Source organism: Streptomyces sp. 840.1 (assembly GCF_003751445.1).
Taxonomy (GTDB): Bacteria; Actinomycetota; Actinomycetes; order Streptomycetales; family Streptomycetaceae; genus Streptomyces.
This window is the reverse complement of sequence record NZ_RJUU01000003.1, coordinates 720,322-735,104: the sequence shown is the minus strand read 5'-3', so window position 1 is coordinate 735,104 and position 14,783 is coordinate 720,322. Positions and strand designations below refer to the sequence as shown.

Below are 14,783 nucleotides of genomic sequence, written 5' to 3'. Positions count from 1 at the left end.
CGATGACGAGGACCGAGGCGTCACCACCGGGGGTCCCCGCCGTCAACGTGAGCTGAGACAGGATTAGAGAGGGGGCCCGGTATGACGCTTCTGCGGAGCATCCGGGGGCCGCACGATCTCAAGACGCTCAACGAACCACAGCTCGGCGAACTGGCCGAGGACATCAGGAAGTTCCTGATCGAGGCGGTGGCCAGGACCGGCGGCCACCTGGGACCCAACCTCGGCGTCGTGGAGCTCTCCATCGCCCTGCACCGGGTCTTCGACTCGCCCGTGGACCGCATCCTGTGGGACACCGGCCACCAGAGCTACGTACACAAACTCCTCACCGGGCGGCAGGACTTCTCCAAGCTGCGCGGCAAGGGCGGCCTCTCCGGCTACCCCTCCCGCGAGGAGTCCGAGCACGACGTCATCGAGAACTCGCACGCCTCCACGGTGCTCGGCTGGGCCGACGGCCTCGCCAAGGCCAACCAGGTACTCGGCCGCCCCGACCACGTCGTCGCGGTCATCGGCGACGGAGCCCTCACCGGCGGCATGGCCTGGGAGGCGCTGAACAACATCGCCGCCGCCAAGGACCGCCCGCTCGTCATCGTCGTCAACGACAACGAGCGCTCCTACGCGCCGACCATCGGCGGCCTCGCCAACCACCTGGCCACCCTGCGCACCACCGACGGCTACGAACGCTTCCTCTCCTGGGGCAAGGGCGTCCTCCAGCAGGCCCCCGTCATCGGACAGCCGCTCTACGAGTCGCTGCACGGCGCGAAGAAGGGGTTCAAGGACGCATTCGCCCCGCAGGGGATGTTCGAGGACCTCGGCCTGAAGTACGTCGGCCCCATCGACGGCCACGACACCGCCGCCGTCGAGTCCGCCCTGCAACGGGCGAAGCGCTTCCACGGCCCGGTGCTCGTGCACTGCATCACCGAGAAGGGCCGTGGCTACCGGCCCGCCCTCCAGGACGAGGCCGACCGTTTTCACACCGTCGGCGCGATGGACCCGCTGACCTGCGTCCCGCTCGCCCCGGCGGTCGGTCCGTCCTGGACCTCCGTCTTCGGGGACGAGCTCGCCGCGATCGGGGCGGAGCGGCCCGACGTCGTCGCCATAACGGCCGCGATGCTGCACCCGGTGGGGCTGACGAAGTTCGCAGCGGCCTTCCCGGACCGGGTCTGGGACGTGGGCATCGCGGAACAGCACGCGGCGGTCTCCGCGGCTGGACTGGCCACCGGCGGACTGCACCCCGTCGTCGCCGTCTACGCCACCTTCCTCAACCGCGCCTTCGACCAGCTCCTGATGGACGTCGCGCTGCACAGGTGCGGCGTGACCTTCGTCCTGGACCGGGCCGGCGTCACCGGGCCGGACGGCGCGTCCCACAACGGCATGTGGGACCTGTCCCTGCTCCAGGTCGTACCGGGACTGCGGATCGCGGCACCGCGCGACGCCGCCCAGCTGCGGGCCCAGCTGCGCGAGGCCGTCGCTATCGACGACGCCCCGACCATGATCCGGTTCCCGAAGGAGTCGGTGGGGGAGCCGGTCCCCGCCGTCGGCCGGATCGGCGCCATGGACGTACTGCACCGCGACGAGGACGCCGATGTGCTGCTGGTCGCGGTCGGCGTCATGGCCCCGGTCTGCCTGCGGGCCGCCGATCTGCTCGCGGGCGCCGGCCTCCGCTGCACCGTCGTCGACCCCCGCTGGGTCAAGCCGGTCGACGAGCAGCTGGCCCCGCTCGCCGCGCGCCACCGGCTCGTCGCCGTCGTCGAGGACAACAGCCGGGCCGGCGGCGTCGGCTCGGCGGTCGGGCAGGCGCTGCGGGACGCCGGGACCGACGTACCGCTGCGCACGTTCGGGATCCCCGAGCAGTTCCTCGCCCACGGCAAGCGTGCCGAGGTGCTGGCCGACATCGGACTCACCCCGGTCGAGATCGCGGGCCGGATCAGCGCCACCCTGGCCACCCGCGGGCCGGCCGGGGCCGCCGGGCACCGACTGCCGCCCGGCGACGGACACCACCAGCGCGACGCCCTGGACAACGGGCACAAGGAGAGCGGGGCATGAAGGACGACGGGCCCAAGGGCTTCGACCTGGCGCAGCTCCTCGCGGAGCGCGGCGCCGAGCGCTACGAGCTGCACACCAAGCACCTCAACCACCAGCTCCCGCGCATGCTGCACACCATCGGCTTCGACAAGGTCTACGAGCGGGCCGAGGGCGCGCACTTCTGGGACGCGGAGGGCAACGACTACCTGGACATGCTGGCCGGTTTCGGCGTGATGGGGCTCGGCCGGCACCACCCGGTCGTACGCAAGGCGCTGCACGACGTCCTGGACGCCTCGCTCGCCGACCTCACCCGCTTCGACTGCCAGCCGCTGCCGGGGCTCCTGGCCGAGAAGCTGCTCACGCACAGCCCGCACCTGGACCGGGTGTTCTTCGGCAACAGCGGTACGGAGGCCGTCGAGACGGCGCTCAAGTTCGCCCGCTACGCGACCGGGAAGCCTAGGATCCTGTACTGCACGCACGCCTTCCACGGACTGACCACCGGCTCGCTCTCGGTCAACGGCGAGGACGGCTTCCGGGACGGGTTCGCGCCCCTGCTGCCCGACACCGCCATCGAGCTCGGCGACCTCGACGCGCTGCGGCGCGAGCTGAAGCGCGGCGACGTGGCCGGTCTGGTCGTCGAGCCGATCCAGGGCAAGGGCGTGCACGCCTCGCCGCCCGGCTTCCTGCGCGCCGCCCAGGAGCTGCTGCACAAGCACAAGGCCCTGCTCATCGCCGACGAGGTGCAGACCGGGCTGGGCCGCACCGGTGACTTCTACGCCTACCAGCACGAGGAGGGCGTCGAACCCGATCTGGTCTGCGTGGCCAAGGCGCTCTCCGGCGGCTATGTGCCGGTCGGGGCGACGCTCGGCAAGGACTGGATCTTCAAGCGGGTCTACTCCTCGATGGACCGGGTGCTGGTCCACTCGGCCAGCTTCGGCTCCAACGCCCAGGCGATGGCCGCCGGGCTGGCGGTCCTGGCCGTGATGGAGGACGAGGAGACCGTGGCGAACGCCCGCCGCACCGGTGATCTGCTGCGCGAGAGGCTGGCCGCGCTGGTCGGCCGCTACGAGCTGCTGCACGAGGTGCGGGGACGCGGACTGATGATCGGCATCGAGTTCGGCCGGCCGTCCTCGCTGAAGCTGCGCAGTCGCTGGACCATGCTGCAGGCGGCCCGCAAGGGCCTGTTCGCGCAGATGGTCGTCGTACCGCTGCTCCAGAAGCACCGCATCCTCACCCAGGTCTCCGGCGACCACCTCGAAGTGATCAAGCTGATTCCGCCGCTCGTCATCGACGAGGCGGACGTGGACCGGTTTGTGACCGCGTTCACAGCGGTGATGGACGACGCGCACGACGGCGGGCTGATGTGGGACTTCGGCCGGACCCTGGTGAAGCAGGCCGTCGCCAACCGCTGATCAGCGGGGTTTTGCCTGGGAGGCAATAAATTTGCCTCCCAGGAAAGATCCTGGCCCAATGGACACATGAATCCTCCAGAAGGAGGGGTGGCCGACGAGCTGCCCGGTGTCGCACCGCGCCTGCGCGATCTGCGCCGCGGCCGAGGGCTCACCCTGGAGACCGCCGCCCAGCGCGCCGGGCTCTCGCCCGCCCATCTGTCCCGGCTCGAAACGGGCCGGCGCCAGCCCTCGCTGCCGATGCTGCTCGGACTCGCCAGGATCTACGGTACGACGGTCTCCGAGCTGCTCGGCGAGATCCCCCCGGAACGTGACGCGATCGTCCGCGCCCGGAAGTTCGAGGGGGCCGAGGCCGACGGCTGGATGTATCAGCAGGCGGGTGGTCCGGGCCGGGCGATGCAGGCGCTGCGCGTCCGGGTCCCGTACGGCGCGCAGGGCGACCTGGTGCGGGTCCACCCCGGTGAGGAATGGCTGTACGTCCTGGCCGGGAACCTCCGGGTGACCCTGGGCGAAACGGTGCACGACCTCGGCCCCGGGGACAGCGCGCACTTCGACTCGCTCACCCCGCACCGGATCGCGGCACCGGAGCGCGAGGGCGCCGAGCTGCTCTTCGTCCACACCCTGCTGCAGAGCCCCGCCGCCGAGCTGTGCCTCGGCAGCGGAATCCACCGTCGCTGAGAAGCCGCCCCCGCCACCGGCCCGGCCGGTTGCCAGAGAGGACTGTCATGTCCGATTCCGAGAACTACGACCCGCTCACCCCGGCCGCGCGCAAGGACGCCGACACCCAGGAACGCAAGATGCCGCGCGGGCTCGTCATCAGGCTGTTCGCCTACCTGGTGGCCGGGCACGTCATCGCGGGCTTCCTCTACCTGCTGTTCGCGGTGGGGATGCACAACCAGTAGCCGCGGACCCCGCGGCCCCAGGCCCGGCGGACGCTCACGCCTCGTCGAGGAGCCGCTCGCGCAGCCGCTCCCGCGTCGCGGGGGTGATCCTCAGTCCCTCGGAGAGGTAGCGCTCGGTGCCGCCCCACGTCTCGTCGATCGTGGCGAAGGCCGCGGCGAGGTATTCGCTGTGGGCGCCGAAGAGGGGGCTGAGGAGCTCCATCACCTCGGGCGACATCCCGGCGGCCGAGGTGTCGCTGCGGCGGACCCGGTAGCGGCGGTGGGCGTCGTTGGACTTGAGGTAGTCCGCCTCGACGGCGTCGCGGCCGACACCCACCGCGAGCAGTGAGACCGCGATGGAGAGCCCCGCCCTGTCCTTGCCCGCCGCACAGTGCATCAGGGCCGGGACGCTGTCCTCGGCCAGGGCGTGCAGCACCCGGCTGTGCTCGGCGGTGCGGTCCAGGATGATCGAGCGGTACGAGGAGACCATCCGCGCCGTGCCCTGGCCGTTGCCGAGGATCCCGCGCAGCTCGTCCATCTCGCCGTCGCGCACCATCCGCCAGAACTCGCTGCCGTCCGCCGGGTCGGTGAGCGGGATGTTCACATTGCGCACGCCGGGCAGCTCCACGTCCGCCCCGTCCAGCTTGAGGTCGGCAGCGTTGCGGAAGTCGAAGACCGTGTGCAGCCCGAGGCCGCCGAGGAACGCCGCGTCCTCGGGGGTGGCGTCCGCCAGGTGACCGCTGCGGAAGAGCCGTCCGTAGCGGACCCGGCGGCCGTCCGTGGTGGGCAGTCCGCCCACGTCGCGGAAGTTACGGACCCCCGCCAGCTCGGGTTCCGTCGACGGGGTCTGCGGCAGCTGCTGCGTCACGGTCACTCCTGGAGGCTCTGGCGCCGACGCGTGTCGCCGACGGGTCCACTCCCGTGACGATACGACATCGGATATTCGGACGATCATCCCGGCGACAGCCCTGATCCTGCCGCCGCGCGCCGCCTCTTCGTGGAGCGCCGGAGTGGACGACGGGCATGACATGTCCGTATTGAGGCTTTTAGTCGAACATGCCCTGCTTATGCGGGAGATGGTCACCCGCTCGTGAGCGGGATCATATCCGTGACGGTGTGTGGCGGTGGGCCCGTCGGGTAATCCGTACGCCGCGCGGAATGCCAAGATCCATAATCCACGGAGTGTCACCGTAATTCCGTGCCGATTTTCCCGAGCGGAATCCGGAGCGGAACCCGTGGCTTGTTTCCGCCGTCCCGGCTCGCTTACGTTCCATGTCAATCCGGATGGAACGCCTAATCCTGCCGCCGTCCGGAATTCGCACCCACTCACCGTGTGGCAGGAGCGGGGGAACCAGGTAAGCCGCCGACCGGAGAGATCCGGCCGGCTCGGGGTGAAGTCGCGCCAGGCGCGACCGGGCATCTCCAGCCCGAACCCGACAGCTCACCTCGTAGGCGCCGGAGAGGAAATTCTTCATGCCCATTCCGGGTAAGCACCGCCGTCCCAAGTCCGCCACCATCGCCCGCGGCGTCGTCGTCGCGAGCGCCGGCGGAGCCGTCATCGCGCTTCCGCTGCTCGGCGCCACCGGTGCCAGCGCCGCGGAGCACGCCGCTCCCGCCACCGCGCAGTCGGCCGCCGCGCACGCCACCCCGGCCAAGCCGGTCGCGGACAAGCAGTCCGGCACCAAGACCTACTCCGTGGTCTCCGGCGACTACCTGTCGAAGATCGCTGCCGAGCACAAGCTCAAGGGCGGCTGGGAGAAGCTGTACCAGGACAACCGCAAGGTCGTCGGCGACGACCCGAGCCTGATCTTCCCGGGCATGAAGCTGACCCTCGGCGGCAAGGCCTGGGGTCACGCCCCGGCCACCGGCTCGCACACCTCCACGGGTGACACCACCCCGTCGAAGGCCCCGTCGAAGGCTCCGGCCCAGACCGAGTCGAAGGCCCCCGCGGCCTCCACCGACACCCAGGCGTCCAACACCGCCTCCGCCGACCAGGGCTCGTCCTCCGGCTACGTCCACCCGGTCCCCGGCAACCACACCACCGCCTACCGCGCCTCCGGTGCCAACTGGTCCAGCGGCAGCCACACCGGCATCGACTTCCCCGTCTCCACCGGCACCAGCGTGAAGGCGATCACCTCCGGCACCGTCGTCACCGCGGGCTGGGGCGGCGCGTACGGCAACGAGGTCGTCATCAAGCACGCCGACGGCCACTACTCGCAGTACGGCCACATGTCCTCGCTCTCCGTCTCGGCGGGCCAGACCGTGACCGCGGGCCAGCAGGTCGGCCTCTCCGGCGCCACCGGCAACGCCACCGGCCCGCACCTCCACTTCGAGGTCCGCACGGGTCCGGCGTACGGCTCGGACATCGACCCGATCGCCTACCTGGCGTCGCACGGGATCAACGTCTGATCCAGGCAGTACCGGTCCGGCGACCCGGACCCTGGCAATACACCGGAGGGACGGTGCGCGGCGGCGCACCGTCCCTCCGCTTATGTGCGGCCGGCGTTCGGAGGACGGCCGCACTTATTCCCCCTTTACCGAAAACTGACTGGGTGGTCTATCTCACCACCCGTCAACCCCGTATTACGGTCGCGTAGGTCACAATCGACGGTGCAGGATATGCCCTTGTGGCAGACGATTCGAGAAACATCCGACAGGGCGTCATCAACCGACAGGGCGCCATCGAGTCGTACGCGGCGATTGGCGACAGCTTCACCGAGGGAGTCGGCGACCTGGGCCCGGACGGGACATTCGTCGGCTGGGCCGACCGGTTGGCGGTCATCCTCGCCGACCAGCTCCCGGACCCCGAAACGGCGCAGGACACCATGGGTGCCGCGCACGGAAACTTCCGGTACGCCAATCTCGCCGTACGAGGACGCCTCCTCGACCAGATAGTCGAGGAGCAGGTACCGCGCGCCAAGGAACTCGCCCCCGACCTGGTGAGCTTCTGCGCGGGCGGCAACGACATCATCCGGCCGGGCACCGACCCCGACGACGTCGCCGAGCGCTTCGAGCGCGCGGTCGCCGAGCTGACCCGGTCGGTCGGCACCGTCATGGTCACCACCGGCTTCGACACCCGCGGCATTCCGGTGCTGCGCCATCTGCGCGGCAAGATCGCCACCTACACCGCCCATGTGCGGTCCATCGCGGACCGCTACGACTGCCCGGTGCTCGACCTGTGGTCGCTGCGCTCCGTGCAGGACCGGCGCGCCTGGGACGGGGACCGGCTGCACCTGTCGTCCGAGGGGCACACCCGCGTCGCGCTGCGCGCCGCCCAGGTCCTCGGTCTCGACGTGCCGGCCGACCCGGACCAGGAGTGGCCGCCGCAGGTGCACCGGGGAACCCTCGAAGTCCGGCGCGACGACATCCACTGGGCCCGCGAGTACCTGGTGCCGTGGATCGGGCGGCGGCTGCGCGGCGAGTCCTCGGGCGACCACGTGGCGGCGAAGCGGCCGGACCTGCTGCCGCTCTGAGGGACCGGGCCGCCAGGACTCCGGGGCGGCCGTCCCCGCGGAGCCGTTCATCTCCGGCAACAGGGCTCGTCGACGGCGCTCAGGACATGCTGCCCCGGCATACCGTCCCCGGGGCCGGGGTGCGGCCCGTGCGGAGGTAGTGGTCGACCTTCTCCGTGACGCAGCGGTTGTTCGGGTATGTCCCGTGGCCCTCTTCCTCGGCCGTCAGGAGGACGCCCACACCGTCGCCCAGGGCGCCGGCCATGTGGCGGGCGCCGGGGTAGGGGGTGGTCGGGTCGCCGGTGCCGCCTACCACCAGGACCGGGGCCGCGCCCTGGGCGTCCACCTGGAGCGTGGCGCGCTCGCCGTCGAACGGCCAGCCGTAGCAGAGGTAGACGCCGGTGGACCAGGCCGCGCCGAAGACGGGCGAGGCCGCTTTCACGCGGGCCTCGTCCTTGCCGAGGCGCTCGACGCCGGGGCGCAGGCTGGAGTCCGCGCAGGTGATCGCGTGCCTGGCGGCGCGGGTGTTGCCGGGCGGGGTCGCGGTGCGGTCGGCGGAGCCGATGTCGTCCGCGCCCTTGCTCAGCAGACGGCCGTCGTTGTGGTCGACCAGCGCGGTGAGGGCTTTGGCGAGCGGCGACCAGCCGTCCCTGCCGCGGTCGAGGTGGTCGCTGACGGCGTACGCGAGCCCGGCGGCGTCGATCTTGTTTCCGGAGCCGGCCGGGGCGGGCTTCTTCTCCAGGCGGTCGGCCAGGTGCGCCATGAGCCGCGCGGCCTCCTCGGGCCCGTCGCCGGTCGGGCAGTGGCGGATACGGGCCGCGCAGTGCACGGCGAACCGGTCGAACGCCGCCTGGACCGCCTTGACCTGTGACAGCTGCTTCTCGGTGTGGTCCTCGGTCGGATCGACGGACGCTTCGAGGACGAGCCGTCCGACGTGCGAGGGGTACAGGTGGGCGTAGACCGCACCGAGCGCCGTTCCGTACGAGACGCCGAAGTAGTGCAGCCGCTTGTCGCCGAGCAGGTACCGCATCAGGTCGAGGTCGCGCGCGGTGTGCGAGGTGCCGATGTACGGGAGGAGCGCCCCCGAGTGCTTGGCGCAGGCATTGGCACCGTCGTAGCCGGTGTCGTCCGCGGTCTTACCGCAGCGGACGGGGGTGGTCGCGCCGGTGCCGCGCGGGTCGAAGGAGACCAGGTCGTAGCGGTCCAGCAACGGCTGGTACTGGCTGAGGAATTCGGGCAGCCCGCTCACGCCGGGCTCGCCGGGGCCGCCGAAGTTGAGGACGAGCGAGCCGATGCGCCGGGCGTTGGGGCCCGTGGCCCTGCGGCGGATCAGGGCGACGTCGATCGCCCTGCCGTCCGGCTTGCGGTAGTCCAGGGGGGCCTTCATGGTGGCGCAGTCGTAGCCCGTGCGCGCGGTGGGCGGCGAGGTGCAGCGGGACCAGTGGAGGCGCTGGCCGGTGGTGAACGCCGCGGGCAGCCCGGCAGGCGGATTGTCCGCGGTGAACTCCGTACGCGGCTCCGCTTTCCTTGCGGGAGCGTCGCGCTGGAGCCAGGCACCGACGAACCCCACCACGAGGAGAAGGACCCCGGCGATGATGTACCCGCCGGCCGGGAGGCCCGGCCTGCGGCTTCGTATCGGGTATCCGTCACTCATCGAAACCCCCGTGATCCCCCTGGACGCCCGCCCCGTGCCCGCATCCCCGTACCTGTGATCGTCCGATCATCGAACGGGTGCAGGTTACAGGCCGCTGCCCGGGACCGGCAGCGGCGCCCACGCCAGCCAGGGGCGGGCGATCCGCGCCCCGGGAGCTACGCCCGCGCCCGCCCGAGGCCGAGCAGCGGCCGTGCCGGCACGCGCTCCAGCACCCCGCCCGCGAAGACGTCGTACAGCGGCAGCGTCTCCAGATGGACGTAGCCGATATGGCAGTCGCACACCGCCAGCGGGCACGCCCGAGGGCCCAGCGCGTCCCGGTAGCTGCCGTCATACAGATTGCCGAGCTCGGCCCGGACGAAGTGGCAGCGGCGCACCGTGCCGTCCCCGTCCACCGAGATCACGGACTCACCGGTGCGGCAGGGCAGCCCGGCAGAACGGTGCGGATGGCGGCTGTACGGGAACAGCGGGTCGATCTCCGTCCACCGGCCGGCCTCCTCGTCCGTGTAGGTGTGCCCCTCCGCTGCGTTGACCCAGAGATACACCTCCTCGGGAAGCGCCGTCCGCAGCCGCCGGGCCTCGTCGAGATGATCCTCCAGACCGACCACGCCGACGCTGTGCCGGATCCCCAGGGACCTCAACTCCCCGCACCTGTCCAGGAAACGCTCGTACGGGGTCTGCCCCGGGTGGTACGTGCACCAGAGCGCGAGCTTGTCCCGGCCCGCGGCTCCCGCCTCGGCGAGCCACTGCGTGCGCCCGCTCAGGTTCGTCTGGATCGCCACCCGGCGGATGTGCGGCAGCCCGGCCAGCTCGACCATCGCCCGGCGGTACCAGGAGCGCACCAGCCCTTCGCCCCACGGTGTGAACAGCACCGAGATCCGGTCACCCCGCTGCGCCGCCGCCCACGCCGTGAACCGCTCCAGCGCGGCCCGGTCGGCCCGCAGCTGCTCCCGGCTGTCGCGCCGCTTGGCGAACGGGCAGTACGGGCAGTCGTAGTCGCACGACGCGAGCGGGCCCCGGTAGAGAATCGTCAGGTCCATCCGGGGCTCACTTCAGCTCGTACGAGGCCATCGCGGCCCGCACGGCAGGGGAGAAGAGGTCGGGGCCCAGCGCGTCGGAGTGCGCCAGCCCCTCGGGGGACAGGCGCAGCAGCCCGGCGGCCGGAGCGTCCGGATCGAGCCAGCCCCGCTCCTCGAACAGGGCCAGCTCAGCGGGGAAGTCCTCCTCGGGGCCGCTGCCGAACCGCTCGCGGTACTCCGACAGCCGCAGCCCCCCGGCCTGGAGGACCGACTGCAGCAGATGACGGCGGCGCGCCTCGTCGCCGTCGGTGTACCGGCCCACCTCCGCGCGGGTGAAGTCCTCGGTCGCCGTGTAGCCGTCGATGATGGACCGCACCTCCCGCATCCGGACCGCGTAGTCGAAGGAGTAGTGCAGCCGCGAGGTGTACGAGCGGGCGCCGCAGCCCAGCCCGATCATCCCGTCGGTCTGGCAGGCGTAGTCGTCGGGGCCCTCGGCAGCCGGGGCACCGGCCCGCCGGAACATCCGCATCGACACCTGCTCGTAGCCGTGCGCCAGGAGATGATCGCGCCCGGCCCGGTACAGCCGCAGCCGCTGCTCGTCCCAGGCGGACTCCGCTTCCGCCGCCGAGGCGCCGGTCCGGCCGAGACCGGTCAGCGGACGCACGTACAGCGGGTAGAGGTACAGCTCCTCCGGACGCCACTGGAGCGCCGCGTCCAGGGAGGTCTGCCAGCTCGCCTCGTCCTGGCCGTCGATGCCGTAGATCAGGTCGATGTTGAGGACCGGGATGCGGGCGTCCCGGATCAGCCCCAGGGCGGTTTCGACGTCCGCCCGGCGCTGCGGACGGACCGCCGCACGTGCCTCGTCCTCGACGAAGCTCTGCACACCGATGCTGATCCTGGTGGCCCCCCGCTCGGCCAGCACGGCCAGCCGGTCGGCGGTCGCGGTCGACGGTGACGTCTCGACCGACAGGGGCACCGAGCGGAGATCGGCGCCCATCCGCTTCTCCGCTATGTCGCACAGGCGCTCCAGCTCACCCGCCGTCAGGAAGGTCGGGGTACCGCCGCCGAAGGCCGCCGCGGCGAAACGCACCGGTTCGGCGTCGTCCAGCGCGTCCCGCACGGCCGTCGCCTGCCGGTCCAGCGCGTCCAGGTAGCGGGTGGTGAGCTCGTCGGGGGCGCCGACCCGGGTGAAGAGGTTGCAGAAGCCGCAGCGGACCTCGCAGAACGGTATGTGGAGGTAGAGCGAGAGCGCGTCCTTGCGTTCCCCGGCCCACAGCTCGCTCAGCGCGGGCCGCCCGCCGGGGTGCTCGGACAGCCTGCCGTACGCCGTCTTGTGCGGGTAGGCGTAGACGTAACTCTGGTAGGGGCGGGGGGAGTACGGGCTGTTCATCGGGCTGTGGCCCCCGCTTCCAGGAAGAAATGGGCGTAAGGAACGGTCCAGACGGACTCGTGCCCGAGCCGGTGACCGGTGTAGCCGTCGTCGCCGTACGCCGTGCCGTGGTCGGAGCAGACGATGGCGAAGGCGCGGCGGCGGCTGCTCGCGGCGGCGAAGAGCCGGCCGATATGGGCGTCGACGTACTCCAGCGCGGCGGCGTGGGTCGCGCGGCTGTCGCCTGCGTCCCGGGTGGCCCCCGGCCGGTGGAACCAGTTCGGCTGGTGCAACGCGGAGACGTTGACGAACAGGAACAGCCGCTGCTCGGCCGGGAGCAGCTCGACGACACGCTCGGCACGGGCCACCTGCGCCTCGAAGGACGTCTCGGACGCCACACCGAACTCGGGCTCCCAGTGCGCCTCCTGGAACATCCCGGGCAGCACCGAGCCCAGGGCGCCCTGCCGGTTGAAGAACCCGACACCTCCGATGCACACCGTGCGGTACCCGGCCGAGGCCAGGCCCGAGACCAGATCGGGGGCGTCGAAGACGAAAGTGCGCTCCGCGGTGGTCTCGCTGCCCGCGAACCGGGCGGCGAACAGCCGAGGATGGGGCCCCGGAGCGGCCGGTGTGGGCAGGAACCCCGCGAAGATCGCCTGGTGCGAGGCGTACGTGAAGCTCCCCGGGGCGTGCCGCCGCTCCCAGCCCCCGGCCGGCAGGTGCCGGGCCAGGTTCGGGATACGGCCGGCGGCGGCGAGCTCCACCGCCACGTCGTACCGCAGGGTGTCCAGGGTGACGAGCAGCAGGTCGTCGCGGCCGACGACCTCGCTCATATCCGGGTTCGGGGCGTCCAGGACGCCGGACGGGGGTTCAGGATGCTGCGTCGACACGGTGGTTCCCTGCTCTGTTCTGTGCTCTGTCCAGTACGGCGGCGACCTGCGCGGCGTAGGTGTCCAGGCCCTCGGCGCCGCTGCCCGGCAGACCTGTCAGTCGCGGCAGCAGGTCACCGAAGGCGTTGACCTCGCCGACGGCGAAGCGCCGCCAGCCGGTCGCGGGCAGCAGGTCGACGCCCACGCACAGTGTGTCCGGGAAGGCGGCGCCCGCCCGCTCGCACACCGCCAGGGCCTCGCGCCAGCTGCCGCCCGCCGCCTCGGTGGCGGCCCGCGCCTCGTCCAGATCGCCGCGAACACCCCCGAGGTGCAGATTGGTCATGGGGGAGGGGCTGGTGCGGACGACGGCATGGGTGGCGCGGCCGTCCACCACCACGACCCGCAGATCCGCGGCCCGGCCGCGCTGCGAGGCCTTCGGCAGCCAGCGTTCGACGTGCAGACCGTCCGGCGCGAGCGCGTCGACGATCGCCGCGACCTCGCCCTCCGTCGTGAGCCGGCGCACGCGGAGCGAGTTGTGGAGCCGGCCGGCCCCGTCCCGTTCGACCGAGGTGGTCGCCCGCACCCGGCCGGGGCCGGCCGTCTCCACGGCGAGCACCCCCGAGGCGGAGGACCCGTGCGCGGGCTTCACGAACACCCTCGGCATCCGGTGGTCGGCCATCAGGCCCCGCACATCCGCCCAGCCGCGCACGGGCGGCGCGGCGGGCCCCGACGTGGGCGAGGCGGGCACCGGCACGCCCGCCGCGTCCAGCACGCCGTGGCACAGCCGCTTGTCGAACAGCACCGCGAGGTCACCGGGGTCGTCCAGCAGGACCGCACCGGCCTCGGCCGCGGCCCGAGCCACCTCCCGTACGGCGGTGGTGAACCGGGCGTACCAGCGGGACGAACCCTCCACCCTGGTCGGGTCCTCGACGTCCCGCAGCAGCCGTTCGACCTCGGCGTCCTCACCGGGGGAGTCGATGCGCACGGTCTCCCCGGGCCGGAAGACCGCCGCCCCGTCCAGCACGTCGAGCCAGGACACGGGGCGGGCCGGGGGCAGCCCGGCGGCTCGCACGGCCTCCTGGAAGAGGCCGACGCGGCGGTTGCCGGGATTGCCCACGACCGCGAAGCGCGGCGGGTCGCTATCCACTGACCGCGACATAGCGGGGCTCGTCGCCCTCGGGATCCCAGTAGTCCGCCCCGTCGAGATCGAGCCGGGTGCCCGACCTGGCGAACGACTCCCGGAGGCGGTCCGCCACCGGACCGGTGAGGTAGTGGTGGGACAGGTCCAGCGAGGTGAGGTGGGTGAGCGGCTGACCGTTGAGCAGGGCCGTGGCTCCCGCGTCGCTGAGGGTGCCCATGGAGAGGGCGAGCGACTCCAGCCGGGCGACCACCGGGGCGCCGGACACCGCCGAGGCGATCTCGTCCTGGATCTCGCTGTTCTGCAGACCGAGATGGCGAAGGCGCGGAAGGCCACCACCGGCCAGGAGCGGCCGCAGATCCTCGACCGTGGCGTCACCGCCGTACCAGCCGACGCCGAGCCAGAGCTCCAGCCTTTCCAGCGCGGGCAGCTCGCAGGACCCGACCGCCCTAACGACATGTCCCGGCAGACCGCCGGACTCGAACCTCAGCGACTTCAGCGCCTCGTGCCGCACCGGGCGCAGCTCCAGGTTCGCCTCCTCGGGGACGCTGTCCCCGCCGCCGCGCACGGTCAGCTCCTCCAGGAGCGGAAACGCATCGAGGACCGGAGTGATGTCGCACATGGCGAGCCACGACACCTCGCACTCCTCACCGGCCACATCGGCGAGGAACAGCGCGCGCAGATCAGTGAACCGGCCGGCCCCGGCGACGAGCCGCTCGACGACCGGGGCGAGAACCGAGTAGTCGTCCTCCCACCAGGGGCCGATCAGCAGGGCCCGGACCCCTGCCGGGTCGACCGTGTCGAGGAAGTGCTGCCAGAGCTCCGGGAACGGCACCCCGTCCTGTCCGCAGTCCAGCCGCCAGGCCACCGACCCGGCCGGGGGCAGAGCGGGCGCGCCCGCGACGTCCCCGGCCGGCAGGGTCAGCACGGGCAGGCCGTGGAACATCTCGGGGTGTTCGATGCTGTTCAACGT

General features: G+C 71.9%; 13 protein-coding genes and 1 riboswitch. Of the genes, 6 read left to right on the top strand and 7 right to left on the bottom strand.

Annotated elements, in window-relative coordinates:
* Window positions 1-81: 81 nt before the first annotated feature.
* The 4 genes from dxs to EDD93_RS39820 all read left to right on the top strand — a co-directional run bounded on the left by dxs (window position 82) and on the right by EDD93_RS39820 (window position 4,333).
* Window positions 82-2,043, top strand: a complete 1,962-nt coding sequence (gene dxs, locus EDD93_RS35760; protein WP_123530530.1) for a 1-deoxy-D-xylulose-5-phosphate synthase — start codon at window positions 82-84, stop codon at window positions 2,041-2,043.
* A complete protein-coding gene (locus EDD93_RS35755; protein ID WP_123530528.1) occupies window positions 2,040-3,434 on the top strand; it encodes an aspartate aminotransferase family protein in 1,395 nt (464 codons plus the stop codon). The genes dxs and EDD93_RS35755 overlap by 4 nt, the downstream gene beginning before the upstream one ends.
* A 66-nt stretch (window positions 3,435-3,500) precedes the next feature.
* Entirely contained in the window at window positions 3,501-4,109 is a 609-nt protein-coding gene (locus tag EDD93_RS35750) for a helix-turn-helix domain-containing protein (protein WP_123530526.1), read from the top strand.
* A 47-nt stretch (window positions 4,110-4,156) separates the two neighbouring features.
* On the top strand, window positions 4,157-4,333 hold the full coding sequence (locus EDD93_RS39820; RefSeq protein WP_185092625.1) for a DUF6126 family protein: 177 nt from the start codon (window positions 4,157-4,159) through the stop codon (window positions 4,331-4,333).
* A gap of 34 nt (window positions 4,334-4,367) precedes the next feature.
* On the opposite strand, the gene EDD93_RS35745 is transcribed toward EDD93_RS39820, so the two are convergent.
* On the bottom strand, window positions 4,368-5,180 hold the full coding sequence (locus tag EDD93_RS35745) for a tyrosine-protein phosphatase (RefSeq protein WP_123530524.1): 813 nt from the start codon (window positions 5,178-5,180) through the stop codon (window positions 4,368-4,370).
* A 412-nt stretch (window positions 5,181-5,592) separates the two neighbouring features.
* A riboswitch (cyclic di-AMP (ydaO/yuaA leader) is annotated at window positions 5,593-5,782 on the top strand.
* A 3-nt stretch (window positions 5,783-5,785) separates the two neighbouring features.
* Between EDD93_RS35745 and EDD93_RS35740 the strand changes: the two genes are divergently transcribed.
* Complete coding sequence (locus tag EDD93_RS35740) at window positions 5,786-6,721, top strand: LysM peptidoglycan-binding domain-containing M23 family metallopeptidase (RefSeq protein WP_123530522.1); 936 nt, start codon at window positions 5,786-5,788, stop codon at window positions 6,719-6,721.
* Between the two features lie 218 nt (window positions 6,722-6,939).
* Window positions 6,940-7,785, top strand: a complete 846-nt coding sequence (locus EDD93_RS35735; RefSeq protein ID WP_123530520.1) for an SGNH/GDSL hydrolase family protein — start codon at window positions 6,940-6,942, stop codon at window positions 7,783-7,785.
* A gap of 79 nt (window positions 7,786-7,864) precedes the next feature.
* On the opposite strand, the gene EDD93_RS35730 is transcribed toward EDD93_RS35735, so the two are convergent.
* The 6 genes from EDD93_RS35730 to EDD93_RS35705 all read right to left on the bottom strand — a co-directional run bounded on the left by EDD93_RS35730 (window position 7,865) and on the right by EDD93_RS35705 (window position 14,780).
* Window positions 7,865-9,418: an alpha/beta hydrolase gene (locus tag EDD93_RS35730; protein WP_123530518.1), complete on the bottom strand. Its 1,554-nt coding sequence runs from the start codon at window positions 9,416-9,418 to the stop codon at window positions 7,865-7,867.
* A gap of 155 nt (window positions 9,419-9,573) precedes the next feature.
* Window positions 9,574-10,455, bottom strand: coding sequence for an STM4011 family radical SAM protein (locus EDD93_RS35725; protein ID WP_123530516.1), 882 nt, complete (start codon window positions 10,453-10,455; stop codon window positions 9,574-9,576).
* 7 nt (window positions 10,456-10,462) lie between these two features.
* Window positions 10,463-11,824, bottom strand: a complete 1,362-nt coding sequence (locus tag EDD93_RS35720) for an STM4012 family radical SAM protein (protein WP_123530514.1) — start codon at window positions 11,822-11,824, stop codon at window positions 10,463-10,465.
* Window positions 11,821-12,636: an STM4013/SEN3800 family hydrolase gene (locus EDD93_RS35715; protein WP_123530512.1), complete on the bottom strand. Its 816-nt coding sequence runs from the start codon at window positions 12,634-12,636 to the stop codon at window positions 11,821-11,823. Before EDD93_RS35715 ends, EDD93_RS35720 begins: the two co-directional genes overlap by 4 nt.
* 37 nt (window positions 12,637-12,673) lie before the next feature.
* Window positions 12,674-13,831 (bottom strand): STM4014 family protein, encoded by a 1,158-nt coding sequence (locus tag EDD93_RS35710; RefSeq protein WP_123530510.1) that lies wholly within the window; start codon window positions 13,829-13,831, stop codon window positions 12,674-12,676.
* Window positions 13,812-14,780, bottom strand: a complete 969-nt coding sequence (locus tag EDD93_RS35705; protein WP_260256102.1) for an STM4015 family protein — start codon at window positions 14,778-14,780, stop codon at window positions 13,812-13,814. Before EDD93_RS35705 ends, EDD93_RS35710 begins: the two co-directional genes overlap by 20 nt.
* Window positions 14,781-14,783 lie beyond the last annotated feature (3 nt).